Origin of the sequence: Alistipes shahii WAL 8301 (assembly GCF_025145845.1) — a bacterium.
Lineage (GTDB): Bacteria > Bacteroidota > Bacteroidia > Bacteroidales > Rikenellaceae > Alistipes > Alistipes shahii.
On the sequence record NZ_CP102253.1, the window covers coordinates 2,826,375 to 2,851,161 of the forward strand.

At 51.6% G+C, this 24,787-nt stretch carries 11 protein-coding genes; 2 read left to right on the top strand and 9 right to left on the bottom strand.

Features of this window, described 5'->3' with window-relative positions; translation table 11 throughout:
- Positions 1-13: 13 nt before the first annotated feature.
- From NQ492_RS11830 to NQ492_RS11865, 8 genes are all read right to left on the bottom strand, one after another.
- The gene (locus tag NQ492_RS11830) at positions 14-3,142 is read right to left on the bottom strand and encodes a UvrD-helicase domain-containing protein (protein ID WP_015546269.1); all 3,129 of its coding nucleotides are present in this window, start codon (positions 3,140-3,142) and stop codon (positions 14-16) included.
- Complete coding sequence (locus NQ492_RS11835) at positions 3,139-5,751, bottom strand: PD-(D/E)XK nuclease family protein (RefSeq protein ID WP_015546270.1); 2,613 nt, start codon at positions 5,749-5,751, stop codon at positions 3,139-3,141. Before NQ492_RS11835 ends, NQ492_RS11830 begins: the two co-directional genes overlap by 4 nt.
- A 116-nt stretch (positions 5,752-5,867) precedes the next feature.
- Complete coding sequence (locus tag NQ492_RS11840) at positions 5,868-7,055, bottom strand: PD-(D/E)XK nuclease family protein (RefSeq protein ID WP_015546271.1); 1,188 nt, start codon at positions 7,053-7,055, stop codon at positions 5,868-5,870.
- An 80-nt stretch (positions 7,056-7,135) separates the two neighbouring features.
- On the bottom strand, positions 7,136-8,821 hold the full coding sequence (locus NQ492_RS11845) for an ATP-binding protein (RefSeq protein WP_015546272.1): 1,686 nt from the start codon (positions 8,819-8,821) through the stop codon (positions 7,136-7,138).
- Positions 8,822-8,918: 97 nt separating this feature from the next.
- Positions 8,919-9,401 carry a WYL domain-containing protein gene (locus tag NQ492_RS11850; RefSeq protein WP_050794752.1) on the bottom strand — a complete coding sequence of 161 codons (483 nt, stop codon included), beginning with the start codon at positions 9,399-9,401 and terminating at the stop codon, positions 8,919-8,921.
- A gap of 24 nt (positions 9,402-9,425) precedes the next feature.
- Positions 9,426-9,914, bottom strand: coding sequence for a hypothetical protein (locus NQ492_RS11855; protein WP_050794753.1), 489 nt, complete (start codon positions 9,912-9,914; stop codon positions 9,426-9,428).
- 125 nt (positions 9,915-10,039) lie between these two features.
- Positions 10,040-15,799: a DEAD/DEAH box helicase gene (locus NQ492_RS11860; RefSeq protein ID WP_015546273.1), complete on the bottom strand. Its 5,760-nt coding sequence runs from the start codon at positions 15,797-15,799 to the stop codon at positions 10,040-10,042.
- A gap of 7 nt (positions 15,800-15,806) precedes the next feature.
- The gene (locus NQ492_RS11865) at positions 15,807-19,193 is read right to left on the bottom strand and encodes a hypothetical protein (protein WP_157359448.1); all 3,387 of its coding nucleotides are present in this window, start codon (positions 19,191-19,193) and stop codon (positions 15,807-15,809) included.
- A gap of 907 nt (positions 19,194-20,100) precedes the next feature.
- On the opposite strand from NQ492_RS11865, the gene NQ492_RS11870 reads away from it, so the two are divergent.
- Both NQ492_RS11870 and NQ492_RS11875 read left to right on the top strand, forming a co-directional pair.
- Positions 20,101-21,303: a site-specific integrase gene (locus NQ492_RS11870; protein WP_015546275.1), complete on the top strand. Its 1,203-nt coding sequence runs from the start codon at positions 20,101-20,103 to the stop codon at positions 21,301-21,303.
- Between the two features lie 81 nt (positions 21,304-21,384).
- Positions 21,385-23,550 carry a DEAD/DEAH box helicase family protein gene (locus tag NQ492_RS11875; RefSeq protein WP_259872917.1) on the top strand — a complete coding sequence of 722 codons (2,166 nt, stop codon included), beginning with the start codon at positions 21,385-21,387 and terminating at the stop codon, positions 23,548-23,550.
- A gap of 2 nt (positions 23,551-23,552) precedes the next feature.
- Here the strand turns inward: NQ492_RS11875 and NQ492_RS11880 are convergent, their stop codons facing one another.
- Entirely contained in the window at positions 23,553-24,716 is a 1,164-nt protein-coding gene (locus NQ492_RS11880; RefSeq protein WP_141405246.1) for an IS4 family transposase, read from the bottom strand.
- Positions 24,717-24,787 lie beyond the last annotated feature (71 nt).

Consider the following 24,787-nt stretch of genomic DNA (forward strand, 5'->3'; position numbering starts at 1 on the left):
TCCCTTCTGACGTTCACACCCGCACCAGACACCCCTGCACGACGTAGCAGACAAGCGTATCCCGCACCTGCTCTCCGGCAGCCTCCAGCACCCGACGATAGGCCGTCAGTTGCGGTGCGTAACGCCCGGCGAAGTGCTCGCCCGAAGGGTTGGTGACCGCCTCCCGAGTGCCCGGGAAACTCTTGAAGTCGACTACTACACATCCGTGGTCCGTCTCCCAGACCAGATCAATCGAGCCGTTCAGCTCCTGCCCGTTGCACCACATGCGGATCGGTCGCTCATGCCAGATCTTGCGAGCCGGACCATACTCCCGCTCTAGCCATCCGAACAACCATTCAGCCATGGCCCCGATCTGCTCCGGATGGGGAACGACCGTCTCCATGCCATGCCGGCCAAGTATCTGTCGGGCACGCCCGGTCACGTTCTCCGATCCGGGGCTGCAGAGCGCCAGGATGTTGTGAAGCGTCGTACCGATCTCGGCCATCGGAGTCTCGGCTCCGGCCCGCAGTTCGATCCGGGCCCCGCGATCGGCAACCAGCGTGACCTCGGGCTTCCGGTTCGGATCGGCGGCGAGCTGGCTCGGCTGCAGATACCGGAGTTCCGGCGTTTGGACCGGCGGCTCCGGACGAAGATACCGTTCAGCCGTCGGAGGTTCCACCGCCGTGCGGGAGGCCGCCGCGCCGACAAACGGCCGAATCGGAATCGGCTCATTCCAGGCGTGCCACATGCGCTCGTTCGTTGCGGCCCCCACCTGAATCAGCCACTCGAGCGACTGGGGAGTCGTCGTTCCGTTTCTCGCGCTTTTCAACGGCTGCACGGCAATCAGCTGATCCCGGGCCCGGGTGAAGCCGACATAGAGCAGCCGGGCCTCTTCCCGACCGACCCGACGATCGGCAGCTTCGTAGTGCAGCAGTTCGCGCAGCTGATCTTCGAGGCACCGGGGCACGCTCGACGCTCCGAAGAGGTTCGGAAAGAGCGAAATGAGCCGACGGGCATCCCCGCCGTCCGAATCGGCCGCGCGGTGGAGCTGCACCTCGAACAGATCCTGCGCAAAAAGCCTTTTGCGATAATCCCGCTCCAGACCGGTCAGGATGACGTGCTTCCACTCGAGCCCCTTGGATTTGTGGTAGCTCAGCACGCTGACGGCCCAGGGATCCTTCTCGAAAGGCCGCTCGGTCATCTGTCCCTGTTCGAGGCAACGGGCAAAGCCGCCCAGCGATGCCCCGCCGGTCTGTGCGGCCTGTGTTTCGTAGTCCGCGGCCAGGGCCAGCACCGAATCCAGATGGGCACGGCGCCGAGCCGCTTCGGGGCCGCTCCAGCGGTTGATCCGGTTCTCGAAATCGAGCTCCACGATCAGGCTCTCGACAAAGCCGGAGATCGACTGCTGCCGGTTGCGGTCGATCACCCGGTCGATCTTCCGGAAGAGGTCATCCTCCTCCAGCCAGCGGCTATCGCCCGGATCGGCCAGATAGTCCAGTCGTCGTTCGAGCAACTCGTCGACCGGGCAGTCGGCCAGCAGGGCAAGAATGGCAGCCTTCGAAAAATCATCGTGCAACACCGCGTAGTTGAGCAACGCCACGAGCAGCTGCACCTCGAGGTAGTCGCCGATGGCCGTTTCGGCGGTTGCCACGGGGATTCCCCGGTTGCGCAGCGAGCCGGCCAGCGCATCGACCTGGTCATTGCGTCGGGCAAGGATCGCAATATCACCCGGAGCCACCCCCAGCCGAATCAGCGCCTCAACTCCGTCGGCCACGCCCTCGAAGAAGTCACCCCCGACCTGCCAGAGTTCGAGCGGCGGAACGGACTCAACGCCCTCCTCCCCGTGATGGGGTTCCAAAGCGGCCGCAGGGCCGAAAATCGGCGTAAAGACGGCATTGGCCGCCCGAACCAGCTTTTCGCGCGAACGATAACTCTTCGGGAGGCTGGTGCGGAAACACCCCGCAGCATTCGGCTGCGCAGCATCCTCGGAGAACTGCTGCGTGACAGTCTCAATCATTTCGGCATTGCTTCCGCGGAAGCCGTAGATCGACTGCTTCGTATCGCCGACCCAGACCGACTCTTCGACGATCTCCGACAAACGGTCGAAGAGGCGGATCTCGATCGGGCTGCAGTCCTGAAACTCGTCGACCAGCACCAGCCGGGTCGATTTGCGAATGTCGCGGGCCACCTCCTCCAGGTCGAGCAGCTGCACCGAGTAACGCTCCATATCGTTGAAGTCGATCAGACGGTTGCGCCGTTTGTAGTCGGCATAGTCGCGGCGCCAGTCCGCGGCCAGCCGGAAAATACGCTCCACGTAATCCTTCAACAGGCGGCCATGGGAGACGTGCCGCAGGCTCTTCTCCAGGGTCTCGCAGACCTGCACATATCCGGGTGCAAAAGGCTTGTTCTGCAACTTCTTGGGCAGGTTACCAACGGTGGACAGAGCCTTGACCGTGAACACGTAGGACTCCTCTTCGACCGACAGGGCCAAAAGCGGCGCAATGTTGTTCCGCGTGGTTGGGGAAGTTTCTCCGGAGTTGCTGACTGCCTGAAGATAGGACTTCACCTGCTCCAGCTGCGCCTCCAGCGAAGTATCACCCGGATGCATGAGGAAGAATGCGTCGAACTGCCGGCGACAATAGTCGAGGCTCTCTTCGAGCGACACCTCGTAATTGTCCATCCACGCGAGAATCCGCTCCAGATGCTGTTTCCAGAAATCGGGATTCGAAACCTGATACAAGCCCTCCTGCCGGGTGAAGCCAAAGCAGCGCTGCAGTCGTCTAAAAGCCCTCAGATCGTCGTCCGTAGCCAGTGCGGCCAACGATTCGTTGATATGCCGGGTGCGCCCCTCGTCGTCGAGAACCGTCACGGAGGGAGCCAGACCGAGCCGGTACCAGTAGCGGTCGATCAGTGATTTGGCCACCGAGTGGATCGTTCCGATCCGTGCTCCGGCCATCTCAAACGCCGCATCCACAAGTCCCTTTTCAAGCAGTTTGCGCCGGGTCTTCTCCCGGAACTCGGAGGCGGCGGCCTCTGTAAAAGTCGTCAGCAACACCTCGCCCGGACGGCAGAATCCCGAGGCAATATGGTCCGCCAGGATCTCGGTCAGCGTATGGGTCTTGCCCGAGCCGGCTCCGGCACTGATATAATGGATGTTTCTCATTTCAGCGTACCTTTGAAGATTCGATAGGCGTTGTCGTAGGGATCAATCTGCTTGATGATGCTTTCCCCGTTCTTCTCCGTCAGGAGCGGCCACAGCCGTTCGGGATCGTTCGCCCGGACATAGGGAAGTTGCCCAACCAGAAGCCCCTCTCCCTCCTCGATGATACCATCGCGGAACTCCTCGTAGCGGCGCTCATAACCGGCACGGATGCGAACCATGGCCTCGGCAGTCGTCCGCGGGGCATCGACCTGTTTGACATACCCCCGCAGATCGGGCAGATCAGCGCTGAGCAGCTGGCCTCGGCCCAAAAGGAAGTATCCCGTGACCGCGACCGGACGCCCGAGGTTGCTGCTCACCGCATGGTCGTAAACACGCAGCTGCAAGTCGCGCCCTTCGCGGATCATGGCTTCGTATCGCTTCTCGTTGCGCGACCATTTCAGGTCGAAAATCACCGGATTCCCTGCGCGGCTGCGCAACAGCAGGTCGACACGTACCGTGAGCTGGGGTTTGCCGGCATCAAGCAACGGCGCCGAGGCCTCCTGCTCAACCCCCTCGACGCGGAGGCCGTATTGGAGTAGAATCTGCATCAGCGCCGACAAGGCATTGCGCAACTGCTCCTGAAGCGCCTTGCGCTCGATGGCATGACGGGCCAGCAGAAGCCCCAGCCCACACTCCCGAACTGCCTTCAGAAAATAGCGGTCGAAATCCTCCCGGCGAGCGATGATTCCCGACATGGCATTGAGGTTACCCTCCGTCTGCCGAACGATCAACTCTAGTGTGCGGTGCGCCACACGCCCCTCGATGAGATTCAGTTCGTCGAGTTCGCGCACACCGCCCGGCCGCAACCGAGCAGTATACTTCATGACGTAGTCGAACGGCCGCTGGATCAGCAGTTCGAGGCTCGTGGCACTCTCCGTCTCACGCGGCGCAATCTTCCCGACCGCAATCCGGAACTCAGGCATCTTCCGGCAGAGGGGCGGAAGTTCAACCGGCACCGTGTCGGTCTCCACCGGGAAAGGCGTCAGCTCCTCGCCTCGGAGGCCGTCGACGATCGGGTGCTCCTCCATCCGCGTACCCCGGTCCGATTCGGGCGTAATGAGGATCAACTCCCGACGCACCTGCCCTACTCCGCGACGGATGAGTTCCAATTCAACCTTCATCTCCTCGGTACGGCTCCAGACCCTGACACCCTGCCGTTCGAGACCTATTCGCTCATCGGGGCTGAGGAACTCAAAGTCGTAATGCAACTCCGGCATCCCCATGCAGTCGACCCAGACGGCCCGGTCGACCGGATCGACCAGTGCGGCGGGATGCTCCACCACGTCGAACGAACCGACCTGTGCCTCCGTGTTGCGGATCGACGCGTCGATGCGGATCGACGAGATCCACCCCTGCAGCAGCTGTCCGTCGATTGTATCACCGGAACACGTTTCCAGCAGAGCCAGCATGACATCGCACATCTCCGCTAGTTGAGGCAGAGCACCGGAGGCTTCGTCGCCGAGACGGCTGCACTGCAGGGCCCATCCCCGCAGCGAACGGGCATACGCCTGGAGCCGCTCGAGCGGAATGGCCCGCGGCGAAACGGCCTCGAAGAAGGGGGTTAGCAACGTATCCAAGCGGCGGCGGATCCGGTTGCGGGCCTCCTCGTCCGCTTCGTCGTCGGCCGCCAGGGCTTCGTCGACGGTCGCCCGCCAGCGCTCGGGATCGATTCCTGCCTCGGAGGTCAGCAGCCGCTGCAGGGCCAGGTTGATCCGCGCAGGAATCGGGTTAGGTAGGGCCTGCAGGTAGTTTAGCAGCCGATAGATGTCGACCGCCTCAGGCACCTCCTCCGACGGGTGGATGAAGAGCGAAAAGCCCGCCTCGAAGAGTTGCACGACCGACGAGTCGTTCTCGCGAATCGACGATTCGGTCGTCGGGCAACCGTTGAGCCGCAGCACGTTGTTGAGCAGTTTGCCGTGGTTGCAGATCAGTGTCCACCGCTTCGGGTCGAGGGTCGGGATTCCCCGAAAGGCCTCCGCGAAGTCCCGCACCCGGATTCGCCGCACTTGTTCGGGGCGCGTCGCCTGCTGCACGGATTCACGGATCCGAACACCGCACGCTCCGAGCCGATCAATCAGGCGTCCGTACAGCGGGAACAGCAACTGTTTCGGAGCGAGCAGTTCGAGCGTCCAGTCCGCCAGCCGGTGCTTCGGAAGCTCCTCCAGCACCGCCTGCCAGCGGTCGCCCAGCGCCGGGCGTGCAAGACTGGCTTCGAGATCGGCCAGCAGATCGATTCGCGGGGAGATACCGCGCATCGAAGCCTTCCAGCCGGCCAGCCGCAGCAGGTCGCGCCATCGCAACAGTTCGGCTGCCACATTGAACTCATCAGCCTCAAACGAAGGGGCAAAAGGCGAATCGGGATGCGCCGGGAGGTAATCGCGCAGCAACTTCACATAGTCGACCGTGCGCAACAAATTCGAGGTAGTGGCAGCCGTCAGCCCCAGACGGAGCTCCAGCTCCTGAAGCAGGCCGAGCGGACCGAGCGTCAGCGTGTCGAGCAGTGCCGGACCACGCTGTGCCGGATCGAGCCGGCAGCGCGTATCGTAGCAGGGATGAAAGAGAATCGTCATAGGCTGATTGGCAGAATTAGCGTCAAATGGAAAATCCGGGTGTTCAGGGTTGGCCCGACCGTGCGACCCTTACCAATCGGCAGGGCCTGTTCATCACGCATGAACCGATTGGGTTGTCAATGCTGACCGTAGGTTTCGAATATATGGCAGACATCATTGACAACCTCATTCAACACGTTGTCCACTGTCTCATTATCTTTGATCTTCCGGTAACGATACAGAAAGTCATCTTTGAATTTACCATACAAACCATTCGATCTTGTACTCTTTTGTGGATATGGGAATTTTGTTACATCGAAGAAATTGAGTTTCTGACATACAAAATATTCTTTCTGGGTAGCAGTCCAATTCTTAGAAGCATTCCCTTGGCTTTGAAGCCATTCAATGGCATGACGATATTGTTCCCCCTGAATCTGTACCGTCAGCACATACCGGTTGTCGATCTTCACCTTGGCGTCAACAACGCCCTGTTTATTGGTGTAGCCACTATCCACATATACCTTGGTCAAAGGTTTCTCATTCGACTCTCCGATTTCTTCGATCTTTAATTCTGATTTGATATCAATGGTTTGATTTGGGAACTCTTTTTTCAATCGATTCCGCAATTTTTCCGCGATTAATGAGACCCGAATCTTTTCATACACGTCATCCATCCGCAAATTGGCATATACTTGCGACACATTATCACAATATCGGTCATTATCATTGACCGTCAAATTTCCGAACAGCCCATGCAAACCCTTGGCCAATTGAATATAATCTTTGATGATCTCTTCATGATAGGTCGAAACTCTGGACACACTGGACACATAAGACGTCAAGGCTTTGTCGAGAGCGGCAGCCAAATCCCCGTAATTCCAAACGATCCACTTTCCGTCGCTATTCGCGTCGATCTGATCCTTATTGGGGAAGTTCGTCATCAAAGACAACAGAACAAAACAAGGTTTTTCGTTATCTCGTTCCCAATATGACGTATACCTATTCAACTGCTGTTGATTCGGAATACTCTTCACCTTGTTTTCGAGAATCAGGTATATTTTTCCATTTTTCCCCGGTCCCTTCACACAAAGATCCAGACTGATCGATTTGGCAGCCTTGTACTCCCTTTCCACCGTCCAGTCTTCCGGCCATGCAGCCGTCCGACAACCCAAATTTGAAAACGTCTCCTTGAACAAGTCCCGATAAGTAACACCCAGCCAGTAAAGGAAGTTGCTGTGAAACAACTCCTTCGAGGTCAACGACAACTGAAACAACGGTGAGTCTTGCAAAGTTTTCACCGAAGCCTGATTCTGATTCTGTGCCATATACAAACTATTTTATTTTAACCAATATAAAATTACTAATATTTTATGATTGCACAACTCTGGAAGGCTGTTTTTGCTGATCAGAAACCGATGCGGCGCCGCTTCGCCCGGTTGCCGAGTTGCTCGTTCCGACAAAATTCATCCAACTCCTCCATCGTAGGCTCCACACCACGGAGAATCATCTCCACGGTCCGTTTACGGGCGATGTTCTCGATCTGCCCGCCACTGAAGTCGTATCGTTCGGCCAATGTGGCGGCTGTCCGCTCGTCGAGCGTCGGGATCATCGACCGCCAGATCCGGCTCTTCACCGCCGCATCAGGACGTTCGAACTCGATCTTGTAGAGGAAACGCCGCTCGAAGGCCCGGTCGAGATTCTGCGTCAGGTTGGTCGTGGCGATCATGATGCCGTCCAACTGCTCCATCTCCTGCAGGATGATGTTCTGCAACGAATTCTCCATCTTCTCCACAGCCCGACTGGCCCCCTCCTGCCGAATTCCCAGCACGGCATCCGCCTCGTTGAAGAGCAGAATCGGCGCCCGCTCCGCCTCCTTGACGTATGCGCGGTAACGTTCGAAAGCCTTGCGAATGTTCTTCTCGCTCTCGCCGACCCAGCAGCTCTTGATCTGCGCCACGTCGACAACCATCAGGTTGCGTCCCGTACGGCGGGCCAGCTGGTAGACCGTCTCGGTCTTGCCCGTTCCGGGGGCTCCGTAGAAGAGGCACGCAAAGCCCTTGCGCAGACCGCCGGCTTCCAACCGCTGCTGAATCCCGGTGAAATGCTCGGGCAAAAGGAGTTCATCCAGCCGGTCGACCTGCCGTTCGACCGATGGATTGTAGAAGAGTTCGCGAGGCGCAAGCGTCGCACTGTCGAGCAGATCGTTCGGGCGCTTGGCCTGCTGTTCAACCAGACACAGATCACCGAAGAGCAGCTCCTTGGCCCGAGCCGTCAGATGGTAGTAGCGACGGTCGCCCATCCCCTCCTCGTTACAGGGTTCGATCACCCCCTGCGTCTGCAGCGAGAGACGGTCGGCGTTCAGTTGGGACTTGAGACCGAAGGCGACACGGCGGTTGAAATATTCCAACCAGTTGTGCGATCCGATCAGATCGTCGTCCAGATTCACAAAGCGGTGGCAGAAAACATAGAACAGCAGCCGCTCAACTTTGTTCAAATCATACGCACGGGTCTGCTGACAGAAGGGCAACTGCAGGTTGGCCTCGACCAATTCGTCCAGATCCTCGAGCAGGTGGCTGTTGTCCTCCTCTGCCTCGTCAAAGATCTGGCCCATCCGGTCGAAAAGCTGCTCGCTGGTAAGATGGTCGATCGGTTCGGGTTCGTAGAGGCGGTCCTCCTTCACGGCCGTCACCACGGCCATCGGCACCGAATAGAAGAGGCAATCCTCCTTGCGGACACGCCGAATCAATCGCCGCTTGACTAACTCGTCAGCTGCAGCCATCATCGAGATGACACGAACCGTACGGCATCCGACCATACGGGCAAAATCGCTGATCTGAATCCGGTTGTCGGTACTCTGCTCCATGAAGAGGGCGAAAACCAGCGCCTGCTCACAATCGAGCGCCATGCGGTTGCCCAGGTAATCCAGGAAAGGGGCTGCTTCGCTGTAAAACGGTTCGTCGAGATGGGTCTCGATCGCCCGATTGACAATCTGTTCAATGGCGCCGATCAGAGTCGGCGAAGCCGTGCGGCCATGCGACTTCATCTGCCGCAGTGCCTCCAGACTCAATTTCGTTTCCGTAACCCGTTCCATAGATGCTCCTCGTTTGTTCGCAGCAAAGATCGGAACAGATCGTGCCAAAAAACGGCAGAATTGCCTATCTCTGAAAAGATTCTTGTGGAAAGGGATTTCAGAGACGGCCGCCTTCAGAGTAACGGTCGTGCATCCCGACTGACTCCCCGTCGGCTGTGACTCCGGAGGCAGCAGTTCCATCTGCGGCTCCGTAAAGACGACACACGGATAAGGCATCGGTGAGGATCCGCTCGCGGAGCCACTGCGGTTCGAGCACCTCAACCGCATCAGCGTATTTGCGTAACTCTTGCATGAAGTCGAAGGTCGGACGCAGACGATATGCGAAAACGGACTCCTTTTCGTTGCGCTTGATCTCCTGTTGTGTTGCATGCAGTGGAAGCGTGCGCAGATAGTTGCTCTGCTCGCTGGTGGCGCGGACGAGAACCCGCTCAACAGGACACTGCAGGTCGACAATGATGCCGAAACACGAGGCGAAAAACTCCCGGGCATCAAAATCAGCCGGAAGCAGGAAGTGGCGTTCGGTTGTTTCGAGCGATTGAATACGGTCCAGTCCGTAGATGCGAATATTGAGGGTCTGCACGCTGCGAGCCACGAGATACCACCGCTAGCGGAACAGTTTGACACAGAATGGTTCCAATTCACAATCGAAGGCTGCCGCATTGCGAAAGCTCCAGTAACGGATCTCCAGCGTCCGACCTTCACGCATGGCCTCAACGATGGGAACGAGATACTGCTGTCCCGAAGGGATCTCCTCGAAGAGAATCCGATCATGCAGATCGCGGCTTTCGTTGAGCAGCGTCCCGACCGAGAAGGTACCGATCAGCCACTGCCGCATGCTGTCCTGTTCGAAGTCCTCGGTATTGGCTATGTAATAGAGGTTTCCGCGGTGGCGGTCACAGCGGATCTCGATGTCGAAGATCTCGCGGATCGCCTCCTTGTGGCGATGGAACGTACGGTCGGGGATGCCGGATTCGTGCAGATCGTTGTACTGCGAGCGGGCCCAGCGGCGGTCGATCTCCTCACGGGAGATGGCCCCCGCACGGTAAATCGTATCCACCAGCCAGATATAACGGTTGAAGAGCGATGCTGCCATATTTGAAATCTTAAACCCTAAAATAGAGATCCCGAAAACCAACTCCTCGGAACAGGACCGGACTTTTCGAAACAAATCAACCTGACGCAAATATTGGATCGCATGACCCGGTCTATCCGAATCCGTCAAAGGCTCTTTATCTCCACATCATACATAATCGTTTGATCCTTTGATGAGATATTTATATCACCTTCCGTTCCGTCAACTGCATTCACATATCTCCCATTGCGTCCCAGGAACCAACCGTTGGGAATACCTCCATTTGGATAAAATACCAGGCATTCTCCTCCGGCCTCAACCTTCAGTTCCCGCCAGTGAGGAAGGGCCTTTGGGGAGTTCGAGTTAATATGAAGATCTATTCCCTGTCCAAATACGCGATCGCAGAAACCCTGCAGCACTCCATCACGGGTTCGGTTATCCTGCAGATTGTCGGTAATTCTTGCGTTATTGGTTCGTCCGTCCCAATATTTTTCCATCTCGAAGCAGAGCTGAATGTCTGATGGTTGAAGAATCTCAACAATCCGCTTGACGAACTGTACCGTGAGCAGCATGCCAAGTTCCGATTTCAGATGTTCGTCCTGATAGACAAAACGTACGCTTTGCCTCCGATGCCGCTCCATAAAAGACGTGATGGCTTTTTGGCATTCGGGCTCGATGCCGCAGACCGTATCGCAGAGCTGCCGGACCGGAATCTCCGTCCTGGACGGAATCACAAACTTCCAACTGTTGCCAGCGTTGGGATTTCCAGGTTCCAGGCTGGTGGACTGCAGCGCAGCAGCCATTCCCGGAAGCCGGTAACAGGCATCCCCGCCCCAGTTCCCATCCAGACGGGCGGCTGCTGCATCTTCCGTCACATACAGATCATCTCCGATGGCAGCCACGGGCCATACATCCGAATAGGGCACTGCCTGCATCTGAAGCAACGAGGCACTCGCCTGACAACGAATCAGGATCAGATAAGTTGGGAAATCGATGGCCTTCGCTGTTCCATACAAACACAGAGATGTATTTGCCGGCGTACAGTTTTTGTACCACAGGGATCGATTGACAGCTAAAAAGTCGTCATATTGTCCGACGGAGTCAGCCGCGGCATAGAGCGTAACCGACTTTCCATCGGACAAGGCCCGAAGAATATCCGATTTCAAGGTAAACGAAATCTGAGCCCGCTGAGAAAGCGCCTGGATAGCGGCTGGAAGTGTTTCACACATCTCATATTCTTCATCCAACCATCTCCTGGTTGCCGCCAGATCGATCTTGTCGCTGTTATTACGGGTATAGCGGTCAATCAGCATGTCCGAAGTCATTGTCTGAATCGATGCGCGAATATGATCTAATACCTCATAAATCAGTCCATTCATGCAAAGCCGGTTGGAGTAGCCGGCACCACCCTTGGCCTGGTCATACACACACAGCGATCCGAACGAGGTGATCAGATAATCGATATCACCCCGATTAATGCCGGTTCGTGCCGCCAATTCGTTGCATATCAGCATGCCAAGCGTATGGCGCAGCTTTGTTCCGTCGGGCACCCATCCCGGAATGTGGATGTCGATTTCGGTATAGTCGGTCTGAATGGTATCCCCCAACACCACATTCCGCAACAATCGGTCATCATGGCGGGTATTAAACGAGCAGGCCTTGTCACTCTGCACGGATTGATGGGCTATACGCGTTCCGGTCATGAAGGAATCGGGCAAATCGACCAGATTCTGTGATGCGGCACAAAACTCCGCCTCGGCTCTGCCACACCTCGGACAGACGCAAAATCCGTAGCCCAAACCGACGTTGTAAAACAAGATGGAGGAAGTAACATCTTCAGCAGCGCTGCGGACCCGAAGCCATCGCGAATTGTTACGTCGCGGCCAGGTTTCGGTCCCTACCAGGGCAACTTCGGTACGATAATAAGGGGATTCACGAATATTACGATCGGTCGGGCTACTACCGTCGTTGACGAACGCCAGCGGACGAATCATGTTCAGCGAGGTTTTTCCGTTGACTACAAAAGGACGGACTCCGGGCGTTCCATCCAGAAAGATCTGCCCGTCATTGTTCTGCGTAATAAAGACAAAGTCCGTCTGCTGCCTATACATATTACTCCATCGCAATCCGCCCGATACATAACATTTATTCCCCAGAACGACGACACTTCCCGGCGCGTATTGCGACAAAGCCTGCCGAAGCATATAGGAGGGGTTATCCTGATCCTTATAATCCGACTTGGTACTGAATTCCACCACATTAACCGGCATGGCGGCATTGGGGGTCACCTGATGTGTCGCCAGATATTGCGCCAGATTGGTTTTAAGCAGGGCTACAAAAGTTGCTTTCAACCGGGCACGATACTGATTGGACGAATGTTCCTTTCGGGTATACTCATCCTTGAGATACTCGAATCGATCTTTCAACTCCAGATAAGCGTGATCAAGCATGCTCACCGTAATTTGAGCGGCCTCTGCCACTGTCATCTCTGACAAGGCAGTTCCCGCAACCAGCGATGACAGGATTTGTTGAGCAGGAAGCCCTTTGCCCGATATGAGCTGACTCCTCAACGTAAAAAAGGAGGTCTCATCAGAATCAAGGCAAAGCCCCCGGGCCGGACCGACCGAATTAAAATCGGAATCGACGATCTCTCTTTCCCGATCATCATCAAACATGTATGGCGTGAAAAAGTCAATGATTCGATCATTCAATCGGGGAGCATTGCCTCTATCTCCTACGGATCGGATCATGAAAGCCGCGATATGTCGTTTTACCAGTTGCGGACTGTTCAGATCCACTTTCGGAATGTCAAACGGGCGGGCAATGAGATTCTGACAGGGATTCTGCATGGTACGTAACCCCACGGCATCACTGCCGCACAGCGTTATGGCTGCACTGTGATACTGCCCCTTTCGTCCGCTTCGACCTGCCCGCTGCTTGTAATTGGCCGGATGGGGCGGCACGGAGTTCATCTCAACCAATTCCAGATCGCCCAGATCGACTCCCATCTCCATGGTTGTCGAACAGGTCAGAATATTGATTCTGTGTTTTTTGAACTCCTGCTGATAGATATCCAGCAACCTCCTCCTGATCTGGGCCGTATGTTCCGCCGAAACATAAATTTTCGGCTTCAAATAGTATTTTGCCGTTTGACGGGATACGGCGTTGAGCACATGCCGATGGGCCTGACACCACGTCTGAACCTCCTCGACCGTCGTGCACGAAAAATCATACGGAATCCACTCCTCCGCATCGAGCGGCTCAACCTTGCAAGGTTGACGATTCTCGTCCAGATAGGGAGAGTATCCCTTAAACGTATAGGGCAGCGGACGGTGGGTCACGGGGCACAACCAGGCTTTGCGGTAAAGCTGAAGTTCCACCTGAGCCAGATTCAACTGAGTTTTTTGACTGGATTTCCATCCATTATCATAGATTTTCCCTAAGGCCAGCAGATTTCTCTTCTGCAACGTAGTCCACATGGCATGCAGGACACCTTCCACCAGCACTTTCCGCGATTCGGCCATCTGCGACGGAGTCGAGCCAAGCAGACAGCAAAGCAGTTTGGTCCAACGATTGTTGCCGAAAGTCGGCTCCTGCACCTCGCCAGCTGTATTTTGCTGCGAATAAAACCGCCGGCAGGTTTCCAGACTGATGGTGTGCCAGGGATGATTGACATCGCCTTCGGCCCGGTCCCGCAGATAAAAGACGGCATTACGGCTGCGGACGGTGCAATCCAGATACATGTGCAGCAGAATCCGCCAGTCTTCCGGGTTGATCCGGTCCTGGGGGCGAAGAATAAGATCGTTAAACCGTACGACTTCGTCAGGCAATGTCAGATCGCCATTGTCTATTGCCGGATAGCGCATCCATACCAAACCGAGAGTTTCGGGCGCATTGGCCACCCTGGGACGTCGGGCCAGCTGTTCATACATCAGCGTCAGCACATAGCGATGCTTGACCACATCCAGAATCCGGCCCTGGTCATCGTAATCATCCGGAGAGTCGGCAAACTGCTGCAACAAAAAATTGAAATCCGGATCCTGCTCCAGCCGGTCACACATCTCACTCCATCCAATCGGCTGGTCGGGCTGACTGGAAAGGAGATGGAATATCCGATTCAGAAGCCACTGACGTTCGACGTAAACCGATTGTTTGAGCGTGATACGGGCTGCAGCCTGACGGCTGTCGATAAAACTGATAAACTGCTGCCCGGCATGAGGCAGTCCCGGTTCGCTCTGAGACTCAGTCTGGTCCAGAAACACCGGAGCCAGAATGCGGCTCAGATATTGGGACGAGATACGGAATGACTTGAGTTCTATCGGTTTCCGCGGAGCGGTCTGATCATTGCCCCGACGGGCCCCTTTCAGAAACGAGCCGTGACAGTGCGGGCAGACGTCTCCTCCCGAACAATTCAACGTTCCGCGTTGCGGATTGTAGCTGAATGCATGCCCGGCTGTCACCTCGTATTCCTGACCCGGACAGAAATAGAGCGTATTGGTTGATGTGGAATTATCGTCGTCGGCAACTGCATCATTCTTGTCGTCACCATCATCATCTGTATCCGAGTCATCATCCGTCATCTCGAAAATATCGAGATGATCTTCCTTCCGTGCCGGTTCATAATGTTGTTTTTGGATCGTCCCCGATGCTTTGGCGAGCAAGGTCCCGCAATAGGGGCAACGGACCAGCTCCAGCAGCGGGAAATCCGCATCATCGTCCTGCTGTTGGGCAAACAGTTCAAAACGCCCGTCATGAATCTTATTGAGGCGCACGCTCAAGCCTTCGGAGAGGGTGCGGAAAAAGTAGTGTACTTTAACCGGCAGATGACAATATTCACACAAATCGTCCAATAAGCCAAGCTTCTCAGCGATTGTCTTGCCTTCGGGTATAAGTCCGTTCAGCGGGACATATTCCGATTCCGGGCGGAGCAGGATATCCCGGATCTCGCGCTGTCGGGCCTCGGACAGAAGAGGGTGATCCGATACGCACCAATTAGACGGACAAACACGCTTGCCGGAGATTATTTCAATTTGATCTGCCTGTTTCCCCGAAATACCCGCAATGAATTTCTTAAGATCGGCATCGTTTCCCGAACCTGTCGTAGCCGACGAGGTGACAAACTGCACCTGATCCGGCGATACCCCGGCGGCAAGCAGAACCCGGCGGAGCAACAACGCCAGCTCTGCCGCCGCAGCCCCCTTGAACGTATGGGTCTCATCAATAACAATCCAACGCAGATTCCTTGCCGCAATAAGAACTGACCGGTCCTTATCCCGCAAAAGCATGTATTCCAACATGGTCGGATTGGTGACCAGAATTTCAGGCGGTGTTTCCCGAATCGCCTGCCGGGTATTGATCTCATGCTTGAGCGGAACGACGTAATTGTCGTCCTGGTCATTTTCGGGCGTATTCCCGTTGTAGGTTGCAAAATGCAGATTCCGACCGCTTACCTCGATATACTTGCTAAAGCGGGTCTTCTGATCCTCGGCCAGGGCATTTAACGGATAGAGGAAAATAGCCTGTACGCCATTTCCCGGAACGGCATTGTGGATGACCGGCAACATGAAACATTCTGTTTTACCGGAGCCCGTACCAGTCGTCACACAGATGGATTTACCCTGTTCGAGAGCCTTCCAGCTTGCGAATTGATGCGCATACGGCTTATACGTGGCAGTCCAGGCAACCAGATGATCGATCTCCTGCTGCGACGCCGTACTGACCTCCCAGGGGAACATGGACTGAACCACCGGATAACAATCATCGGGACAGAATGTTTTCCGGATAGTCTGCTTGAAGTCACCCAGATAGGGATCATCCCGACGTGTAGGATCATCTCCCTGCCAATAAGAGGCAACCGATTCTACAACCTCCCGGCATGCTTGTTCATATAATTCCTTGAATTTCATATATTGTTTATCCTTTTATTTCACACAACAACTGATACAGAGCAGCATAATCAATCCGATCAAAATCGCTCATGCGACCTGATCTTTGCTCGTGTCCCATATCCATATTAGCATCCTTCGCATCTCCCCGCAGGCATTGTGCAACGCGATTGACAGACAGTTTGCTACGCCGAAACTGCATCGGAAGCCGCCAGAATTCAGTGACAATGCGTTTTTTATCCGGTTCCATCGTACCATCGTCCGGTTTGCTCTCCAGCAGTTCCTGAACCGCCGACCTGAACCGGGCTCGCTGCTCCTCATCCCGAGTCGACAAACGAATCACCTCCAGCCAGGTGGAACGCGAAACAGCCCACCAGTCGAACACCATCTCGGACGAGAGTTGGTACAAGGCTTGATAATCGACCTGTTCGGATTGGACACATAAAGATACGAAAAATTGAGCAAACCGGAAGGAAACAGAATGTAATCCTTGCTTGCGGACATCGCATAACCGACATTTGTAACAATCGGCTCGGAAATCATCTTTGCTCGTCCAGGTCAAAGCGCACAGCCGATCGAAGACATTGAAGTAGAGAGAATGCACAATCGCCAAGCGGAAGTCGCGAACCCCACCGTCCCAATCCGGTTGATGAGCATACCGGCAAATACGTTTGTACCGGCGAAATCTTCGCTTTTTAGAATCGAGGGCAGCCTCATTAGATTGAGAGGATGAGGGAACATACCTGGGTCTGAAATAATACAGAGGAAGCGCATCCAATTCGGCCAACGTTTGAAACAGCATACCTTCGTTCGGTGAATCAAAGTGTAACTCCGTTTTACCATCCTGCTCGACAAACTGTACACCGACTATCTTTCCATTCGCAAACTCGTAGAACAGGAATCTGCAGGATTTCAGACGATCGCCGTCGAGATTGATGAAATACCCCTGCCGGTTGTTTTCAATAACATTGGAGGAATATGGCATAAAATTAAACCCCAGAAACGATACGGTATTGTGAGTATTCAATCCGTACAAATCCCGGTATACAGCATCTCGGACCGATTTGATTCCTAACTTTTGAATTAATTCTACTCGGGTGCATTGGGTCTCATCAATGCTTCGCAACTGAAAATAAGAATAGAACTTCAACGGAATATTTCTAATTGTTATCGGTATTAACTCATCCGTATTCCGAATGAAAATGGAGCCCTTATCACGTATGGGACGATAAACCTCAAGCATCAACGAATCATTGCCACTCCGAATGGCATAAGGGACCGTATCGGACTGCTCGTTACTATTGACCGGCAATATCTCGGCATTCAAACCGGAAGAGCAAATCCGATAAAGTTGCAGATCCCGTTCAAGCGTTGCATCGTTTGGGATGATAAAGCATGAAACGGAGACTTTTTTCCCGGTGGCTTCATCCGATACAACAACCTCACAAAAGCCGAGTTGCCCGGCAGAATTCCATTTCAGATTTTTTCTGACACGGATTGCCTCGGTCCCATCTTCGATATACCCCGTGAACGTTGTGGATGGTTTGATCAAAAAAGCAGGATGAACAACATCGTCCTTGTCTCGGTATTCAACCTTTCCATTCCGGTAACGGACCGCATTTGAGAAAAGTTGCTCCTGCGGCTCCACATAAAGCGTTCCCGCCACATAAGGCAGGATCGCTAATTTTTTACCTCCATAACTGTATTCAATGCGCGAATAAACCGGAATCCACAAGCTCTCCCCACAGACAGCAGTTTCAGGCATGCCTGCTTCGACCTTGAATTTCATCCGATCCAATACAAACAGAGCTTTTTCTCCAACCTGTTTTCGACTGCTCCAGCGATTCTGTTGTTCGAGCGTAAACGGGATGCAAGGTGGCAGATCCAAAGTTTGAAGGGTGTCTCCTTCTCTTTCGGAAGTCCGCCAACCGATTGTCAATGGATGCAACCAGGAGATACGACGTTCTCCGCTCAGCACACCATAATGAGATGCCGCAGGATACCGCCCGTAATCGGATGCCAATATGAATTTAAAGAAGCCTCCGGCATTGTAAAAATAATCGCGGCCTACGGCCCTGTAAAACGGGATTGTCAACAAGGGCATGCGCCCTTGTTTGATAACGATCTCAAAGAGATTCTCATCATCAGGAATACCCCACATGCGTGCCGTTTCAATCGGAATATCCTTGTTGGGCCGGGTCGTCCGGGGATTGGAATGCAGGCACAGGAGCAACGCCATGGCGAGCTGATCATCGTCGTCGGACTTCCATGCCAGCCATTCCAGGTAAAACTTACCCGGACGCCGTCGCTGATCGGCCTTTCGCCTGCCCTCCAATACGAATTTCCGGAAGGAGACGAAAGGTTCCTGCGAAAGATCCGCTTCAGCGATGGGCCAGCCGACATCCCCATCCTGACGCAAGGCGCTCAAACAATCCACATAGGATCGGATCGAGTCGGATTGAGCCATAACCTGGTTGCGAAAAACATCATCCTCCCCGGACAACTCCTCGGATGTTTGCTTCCCGGGAGCAAAATACGCAGCCAAAGTATCAACCATGTTGTTATTCCGGTTCTTCTGCACGATATAGTTTACCGGAAGACCTCCCTGCACATACATCGACCAGAGCCATTTCCGATGGTTGCCCGCATGGCAGACGTTTTCTTCGCCATAAGCCCGGCAAAATATCTCTTGAGCTATTCCAGGTCCAATCAGTCCGATATCTTCCAGCGCATTATTTTCCAAATCATAACCATTGAACTCTCGCTTGAACCACTCGGCACAATACACGGCCACCAATCGGGAAAAAAGCCGAATGGCTTGATCGTTTCCCAACCTTTTAATCGTGGCTTTTATATTGCCCTGTGTTCCAAAAATCCCGCTTACAATCCAGGTCAGATTCTTTTTCAATATCTCATATACCGAAGACGGAATCTTCCACTGCCAGATATACCGTTTGCCAAAGTTCTTCAGATCATCACCCCATTTTTCGGCAAAAGCGCTCAGATTCTCCGAACAGACATCCGTTGCCTCTACCGGACTCACCTCTTTTCGTCGAATGGAAGTTTTTTTTAAATCACACTCCTGCGTCACCCCATATTCCCGGGAGGCCGGAGCAGACAAATGCCCATATTTAGACCTATTAAACTCGACATGCTCCCCATCCACATGACTCAGCATCGGAGAATCCAGCATGGCGACCAACCGATCCGGTTCGACAGGACCGATCATTGAAGAAATATTGGCACAACATGCTTCCCGAGAGAGTTTCAGTAATTTTTTCCGGAAAGGGTTCAACGTTCCGAACATGACCTGCCAAACATTGTCCTTCTCCTGAAAATCCAGTTCCCAACCGAGTCCTTCAGCCAGCAAGGCGCATAACAGCATGCGACTTTCCATTGTCTCCTGCTGTTTCATCAAACCCAAATAAACTATAGACTTCAGCCCTCCAATCGTCATATACTTCAATATTAAGATCCTGTAACATTTCAACGCATGCGCTCATGGCTGAAACAACTGCTATAAAAACTCTCTATGGTTATTGTAACTGCGAAATGCGTAATAAAAGTAATATAAAAGATCTGTTCACGCAAGAACATATCTGATTCTCGTTAATATGGCATATCCAAATTTTAGGTTAACCTATTCCTAGTCCAACGGAGATTGCCTTCCGAACATCCGCTACCGTAAGACCTGTTTCCGGATTTATGCTGACCAGACTCAGTAGAAAATCCTCCTCATCATCCAGAATAACACAAGGTGGTCTGGTCCGGTATGCCGAGAGACAGGCTCCATACTAATAAATAAAACTAAAACAGAGCCACATCGGCGACTAGGTTTGGGCGCCGCTGCCGCATAGCACCCTCGATCTCAACCGGTTGCCGAGTGGGACAGGAGAATTTCAAGGAGTTTTACCGGAAAAAGGCTTTGGATGCATCGATCTCATGAGGATTTAGAAGCCCCAAATGGCGAACAACAACCATAAGATGCCGTCAGAAAACAACTAAAATTATTCGATTCCTTTTCGAGGTGGAGCAAAATCGGAAGGCATCTGCTTACTTTTCAAAATAAAAGGTTATCTTTGCATCGTAGTAGGAAATCGACCCCGTGAAACCCTGCAAAATGGTGCGGTTTTTCGGTGGAGCAACCGCGGGAGACAGTCGCTTTTGCCGAAATCCAATTCAAAGATATACAGACACTTGATCGCATAGTTCGATTCCTGGTGGTACCACTTGAAAGTCAGAGAGTTGCAGAAATGCGACTCTCTTTCTTTTTGGTGTAAAACGGGCGAAAAACAGGGTTTGTTTTACCCAGTGTTTTACCCATGAGCACAACTATCGAGGTGGTATGCTTCAAATACAAGCCTCTCAAAAACAATGAATTTCCTTTAAGAATACGCATTACAAAAGACCGCAAGACCAAATATATCAGCCTTGGAGTGTCTGTTGCACCTCAGTATTGGGATTTCGACAGAAATCAGCCCACATTGGATTGCCCTGATAGGGAATATCTGGAGAAACTGATTGCCAATAAATTATGTGAGTGTAAAGGCAAGGTTGTGGAATTGAAATCCGAGAATAGGGAATTTACCGCAACAACCCTTAAAGAACAAATCTCCAAACCTGTGAAGGCTGTGACCGTCGGAGAACTCTTTGAACAGATCATCCGGGAGTTGCAGGATGAACGCAGGACAGGTTATGCTACCTCTGTGGAGCAAGTTTATCGGTCGTTGCTCAAATTCAATAAGCACCTGAGTGTCTATTTTTCTGACATCGACCATTTGTGGCTGAAACGCTATGAATTGTGGCTCCGCAGGCAGGGTAGAGCTGAGAATACCATAGGTGTCCGGTTCAGAACCCTGAGAATGGTCTTTAATCAGGCCATAGAGCGTGGATATGCCAAGATGGAGCAGTACCCATTCAAGAGTTACAAAGTGGGTAAATTGCACGCAGAAACTCCAAAACGTGCCATATCCAAGACAGAGGTGAAAGCCGTTATGGATTTCCCATGTGAGGGGCGGGATTTTTATACCCGGTTTGCCATTGACCTTTTCAGTTTCTCCTATTTGATGGGCGGTATTAATTTCGCAGACATGGCTAATCTCACTCGGCAGAACATTGTGGATGGCAGATTGGTTTACAGGCGGCAGAAAACCGGGAAATTGTTGAATCTGCCTATTCACAGCCGGGCTATGGAGATTATTGAAAGTTATGCTTCCGGGAACATCTACCTGTTCCCTATCTATTCAAAGGAACATAAAACGATCCAACAAAAATTAAACAGGCATCACAAGGTCATTACCAAGGTAAACCGGGCTTTGGCCGAGATAGGCAGGGAGTTGAAAATACCGATTAAACTCACAACCTATGTAGCTCGGCATAGCTATGCCACGGTGCTGAAAAGGGCTGGTGTTCCTACCTCTATTATTTCTGAATCTCTCGGGCACAGTTCTGAGCGAGTGACCCAAATTTATCTGGACAGTTTCGAAAATGAACGGATGGATGAGGCGATGCGGAATCTCCTGTAAAGTTGTACACCTATCTTCCTAATATAATTTGGAGATAGGTGTGCAATTTTGTAAATTTCGGAGAACTAATCTCAAACTGATATGGAAAACCAAAAGAAAGACCAACTGGTATATGAAATAGATTTGAATGCACCTACCATATTTTCGATGGTAAACGAAGCAAAGGTTAATCCCGAAAAGGCTAACGCTGCCATTTCTTTGGATTATATTGGAAATGCTGGGGATGGAGGTGCATGGACAATGCGATTGGAACAAGGTGATAAATTGGGGGACTTTGTGGATAGAGTGCCTTTTGGTGTCTTGGATAAAACTATTACCGGGTTGGGGGCTACTACTTTGGAGTTGGAAACACAAGTTCGAGATTCTATTATCGTAGTGCCTACAAAGTCTTTGGCCTACAATAAACATCTTACTACTGAGCAACGGATGGGACGGAATAGCTCCATGTATATAGGAAGCCCGATCGGGAATATTCTGACAGATATAACGATTGAAGATATACAAGAATATTTGGGTCTTGATAATGGCAAGCGCAAGAAATTTTTAGTTGTGGCAGATAGTCTGTGGAAAGTCATTAAAGCAATCGGTCCGAGAGTGTATCACGATTACTTTTTAATGGTCGATGAAATTGACACGATGCAGTCTGATAGTGTGTATCGGCCTAATCTCGAAAAAGTGATAGATTATTATTTCCGATTTGACCGAACTATGCGAGCGGCGGTAACTGCGACGCTAAGGACTTTTTCAGATGAACGTTTGTTGGATGAATCTTATGTAACGACAGTTTGGGAACATAATCCGGTACGTGACATTCGATTGATTGAGGCCAGAGAGGTGGATGTAATGGCGGAAAAAGTGATACGAAATTTGCTGGAACGTTCGGAGGCTGAAAAGATTTTAGTTGCCTATAATTCGCTCGATGGTATTCTGAACATTATAAATATTATATCGCAAGGAAAACACCCGGAATACAGGCAATTATGCGGCGTATTGTGTAGTGGCCGAAATCAAGATAAGGTAAAGGATTATGTGGAGAATGTATTGGATGAGAATAACAACCTGCAAAAGCGTATTGTCTTTATGACTTGCGCCTATTTTGCAGGAATTGATATTAACGACAGATGTCATGTTATTTCCATTTCTTCCAACTATCAGCCTTTTACTTTGTTGTCTCCCGAAAGACTGACCCAGATACAGGGTCGATGCAGAAACGGAGTTTTATCTGAAACAATAATCTATGATATAACTCCGATGGAGAATACGAAACAAACCTTGAAAGAGTATAAAACTGTTTTGATAAATAAGGCTAAAAAATTCTCAAATGCAGTTGACGGGCTCAATCAACTTTGTAAATCCGATCCTGATTTGTCTGATATGGGTGTGTTTGTAGAACAGATACTCACCATGAAAGCCGAAGGTCAGGTTGCCAAGAATTATCCAGTCACGATTATTCGGAAAAATATAGATGGCAAGATTGTACCTGCTTATTTCAATATAGATGCTCTATTGGAAAAATGGGAATTGCATCATACACTATATAGCCAGTCTGGGGCTTTATTGGAAAAATTGAAAGAACAACATCATGTGGATTTTGAACAATCTGAACAAGAAAAGTCTGGGCGACATATTGGTTCTATCCAACAGGTGAAAGCTTACAATAAGGAAGTGCTGGCCCAAACCTTATCTATCGCAAAAGAGGCTTTGTTGAATTGGGAGCATGAGGGTGCTAATATGGAAGCGCTTGATGGCTTAATGAGGAGCACCAACAGACAAGAGGTGCTATTTTACACACGGTTCAAACGATTGTATCCATATTTTGAGACAGAATTTTTGGTGGATAAATTAATTGAGTTGCAGGGTGATAAACGCGAGTTTATGAGTTTGAATAATTCGCTTATATTTTGGGCATTAGATGATACTCATGCTTTTAAGTCTCATGTTCTTGCGAAATTTGAGTGTGAAAAACTTACCCAAGGACCAATTAGAATTCGTCAGACTGAACGAACCGTTAAAATGAAAGAGGTAATTGATGCTTATTTTAAAGGACTAAAATTGGATCGGACTGCTTATCCTAAATTATTTACTCAATTCTTTAATGCAAAGTCGAAGACCCGTAGAACCGGTATATATAGGATAACCTCGCTTAATCCGTATAATTATCCTGTACCCAAGAAGAGAATTACAGATGCAGATAAGGTAAATTTAGTTGAATTCATTAGTGTCCCGTTAAAATTGGGACGAAGTTAATATTAATCAAATAGTCCCTCCAAGAGGGGATAATCGAGTTCTTTGACATCGTTGAAATTAGTCTTTTCGAAGAGATCTCTCAGTGGAGTCTTATCCGTTAGTGAGATGCTCAAAATCTGCAGGACCTCATAAGTTGACCGCTTTAGTCGCATGTCGTGTTGGACGATGGCGACAAGGCAATAAGTTATGATTGCAGAGCAAATTTGTATTCTGACAGCGTTCTCTGTAGTGCCCCAGAATTTCTTAATCTTGAGGTGCTGCTTGAGCCACTTGAAGAACAACTCAATCTGCCATCGGTTCTTGTAGAGATTAGCAATTTCGAGAGCGGTAAGATGGAATGCATTCGTCAAAAATGCGAAGTCTCTGTCTTGCTCGTCATCGTGAAATCTCACAAGTCGCAGCCTCTCAGGAAACTTCTTCTGTGTGTTCACATCCGTGAGTTCAATAACGGAATCAGAAAGCACATTCTTAGGCAATCTACGTTTCCATTTCGTACACTTGTACTGTAAGTTCTTCTTCGCCCGAACCACGAAGTATGATTCATTAAGACAAATCTTGTAGAGTTCCTTGAATGCATTGTAACCACGGTCAAATACGTAGTAAGAACCTGATTCATAGGGAATCTCCTTCATTGCCTTTGAATCGTGTACCGATGCAGTCGTAATATGGAAGAAAGCAGAAACTTGGGACTCCAGATCATAAAGGACATGCGCCTTAACGCCTCCTTTCTTCTTGCGGAACTTTGCCCACCAGAATACTGACAAGCAGAGCGGAATCGTTGTTGAATCAAATGCATAAACATTCCCCTTCAGCTTGAAGATGTCGGTTGCTCGTTTCTTGCGAGCCTGTTCCATCATGAAGAAGGCAAAGTCTTCAAAGATCCTGTAGTCACGATTCTGATTCGCTGTGGCAAATGTCGTTTTCGCTATTGGATTACGCCCCATTCCAAGGTGATAACATTTGGATTGGTGAGTCTCCAATGCAACGACAACATCACGCAGGCTCTCACGGTTACAGAGTTGTCCGAACATGAGTGCCATGAGCTGATTCCAGCAGGTGAAGTTCTTGACATACCTGTTCCCATCATACTTGTCAACCAGGTGACGGAACTTGTTGTTGTCGAGAAATGCAACCAATTGAGCGAATACATATTTGTCTTTGTTCATAGAGCAGTCCCTTTATGGGCTGCAAAATTACAAATTCAAATCGTCGCACATGAAAAATTACTTCTAATAGA

Excerpts from the sequence above, each read along its gene's own strand:
- NQ492_RS11830 (WP_015546269.1), bottom strand. The coding sequence starts at position 3,142 with ATGAGAAACATCCATTATATCAGTGCCGGAGCCGGCTCGGGCAAGACC.
- NQ492_RS11835 (WP_015546270.1), bottom strand. The coding sequence starts at position 5,751 with ATGACGATTCTCTTTCATCCCTGCTACGATACGCGCTGCCGGCTCGAT.
- NQ492_RS11840 (WP_015546271.1), bottom strand. The coding sequence starts at position 7,055 with ATGGCACAGAATCAGAATCAGGCTTCGGTGAAAACTTTGCAAGACTCA.
- NQ492_RS11845 (WP_015546272.1), bottom strand. The coding sequence starts at position 8,821 with ATGGAACGGGTTACGGAAACGAAATTGAGTCTGGAGGCACTGCGGCAG.
- NQ492_RS11855 (WP_050794753.1), bottom strand. The coding sequence starts at position 9,914 with ATGGCAGCATCGCTCTTCAACCGTTATATCTGGCTGGTGGATACGATT.
- NQ492_RS11860 (WP_015546273.1), bottom strand. The coding sequence starts at position 15,799 with ATGAAATTCAAGGAATTATATGAACAAGCATGCCGGGAGGTTGTAGAA.
- NQ492_RS11865 (WP_157359448.1), bottom strand. The coding sequence starts at position 19,193 with ATGAAACAGCAGGAGACAATGGAAAGTCGCATGCTGTTATGCGCCTTG.
- NQ492_RS11870 (WP_015546275.1), top strand. The coding sequence starts at position 20,101 with ATGAGCACAACTATCGAGGTGGTATGCTTCAAATACAAGCCTCTCAAA.
- NQ492_RS11875 (WP_259872917.1), top strand. The coding sequence starts at position 21,385 with ATGGAAAACCAAAAGAAAGACCAACTGGTATATGAAATAGATTTGAAT.
- NQ492_RS11880 (WP_141405246.1), bottom strand. The coding sequence starts at position 24,716 with ATGAACAAAGACAAATATGTATTCGCTCAATTGGTTGCATTTCTCGAC.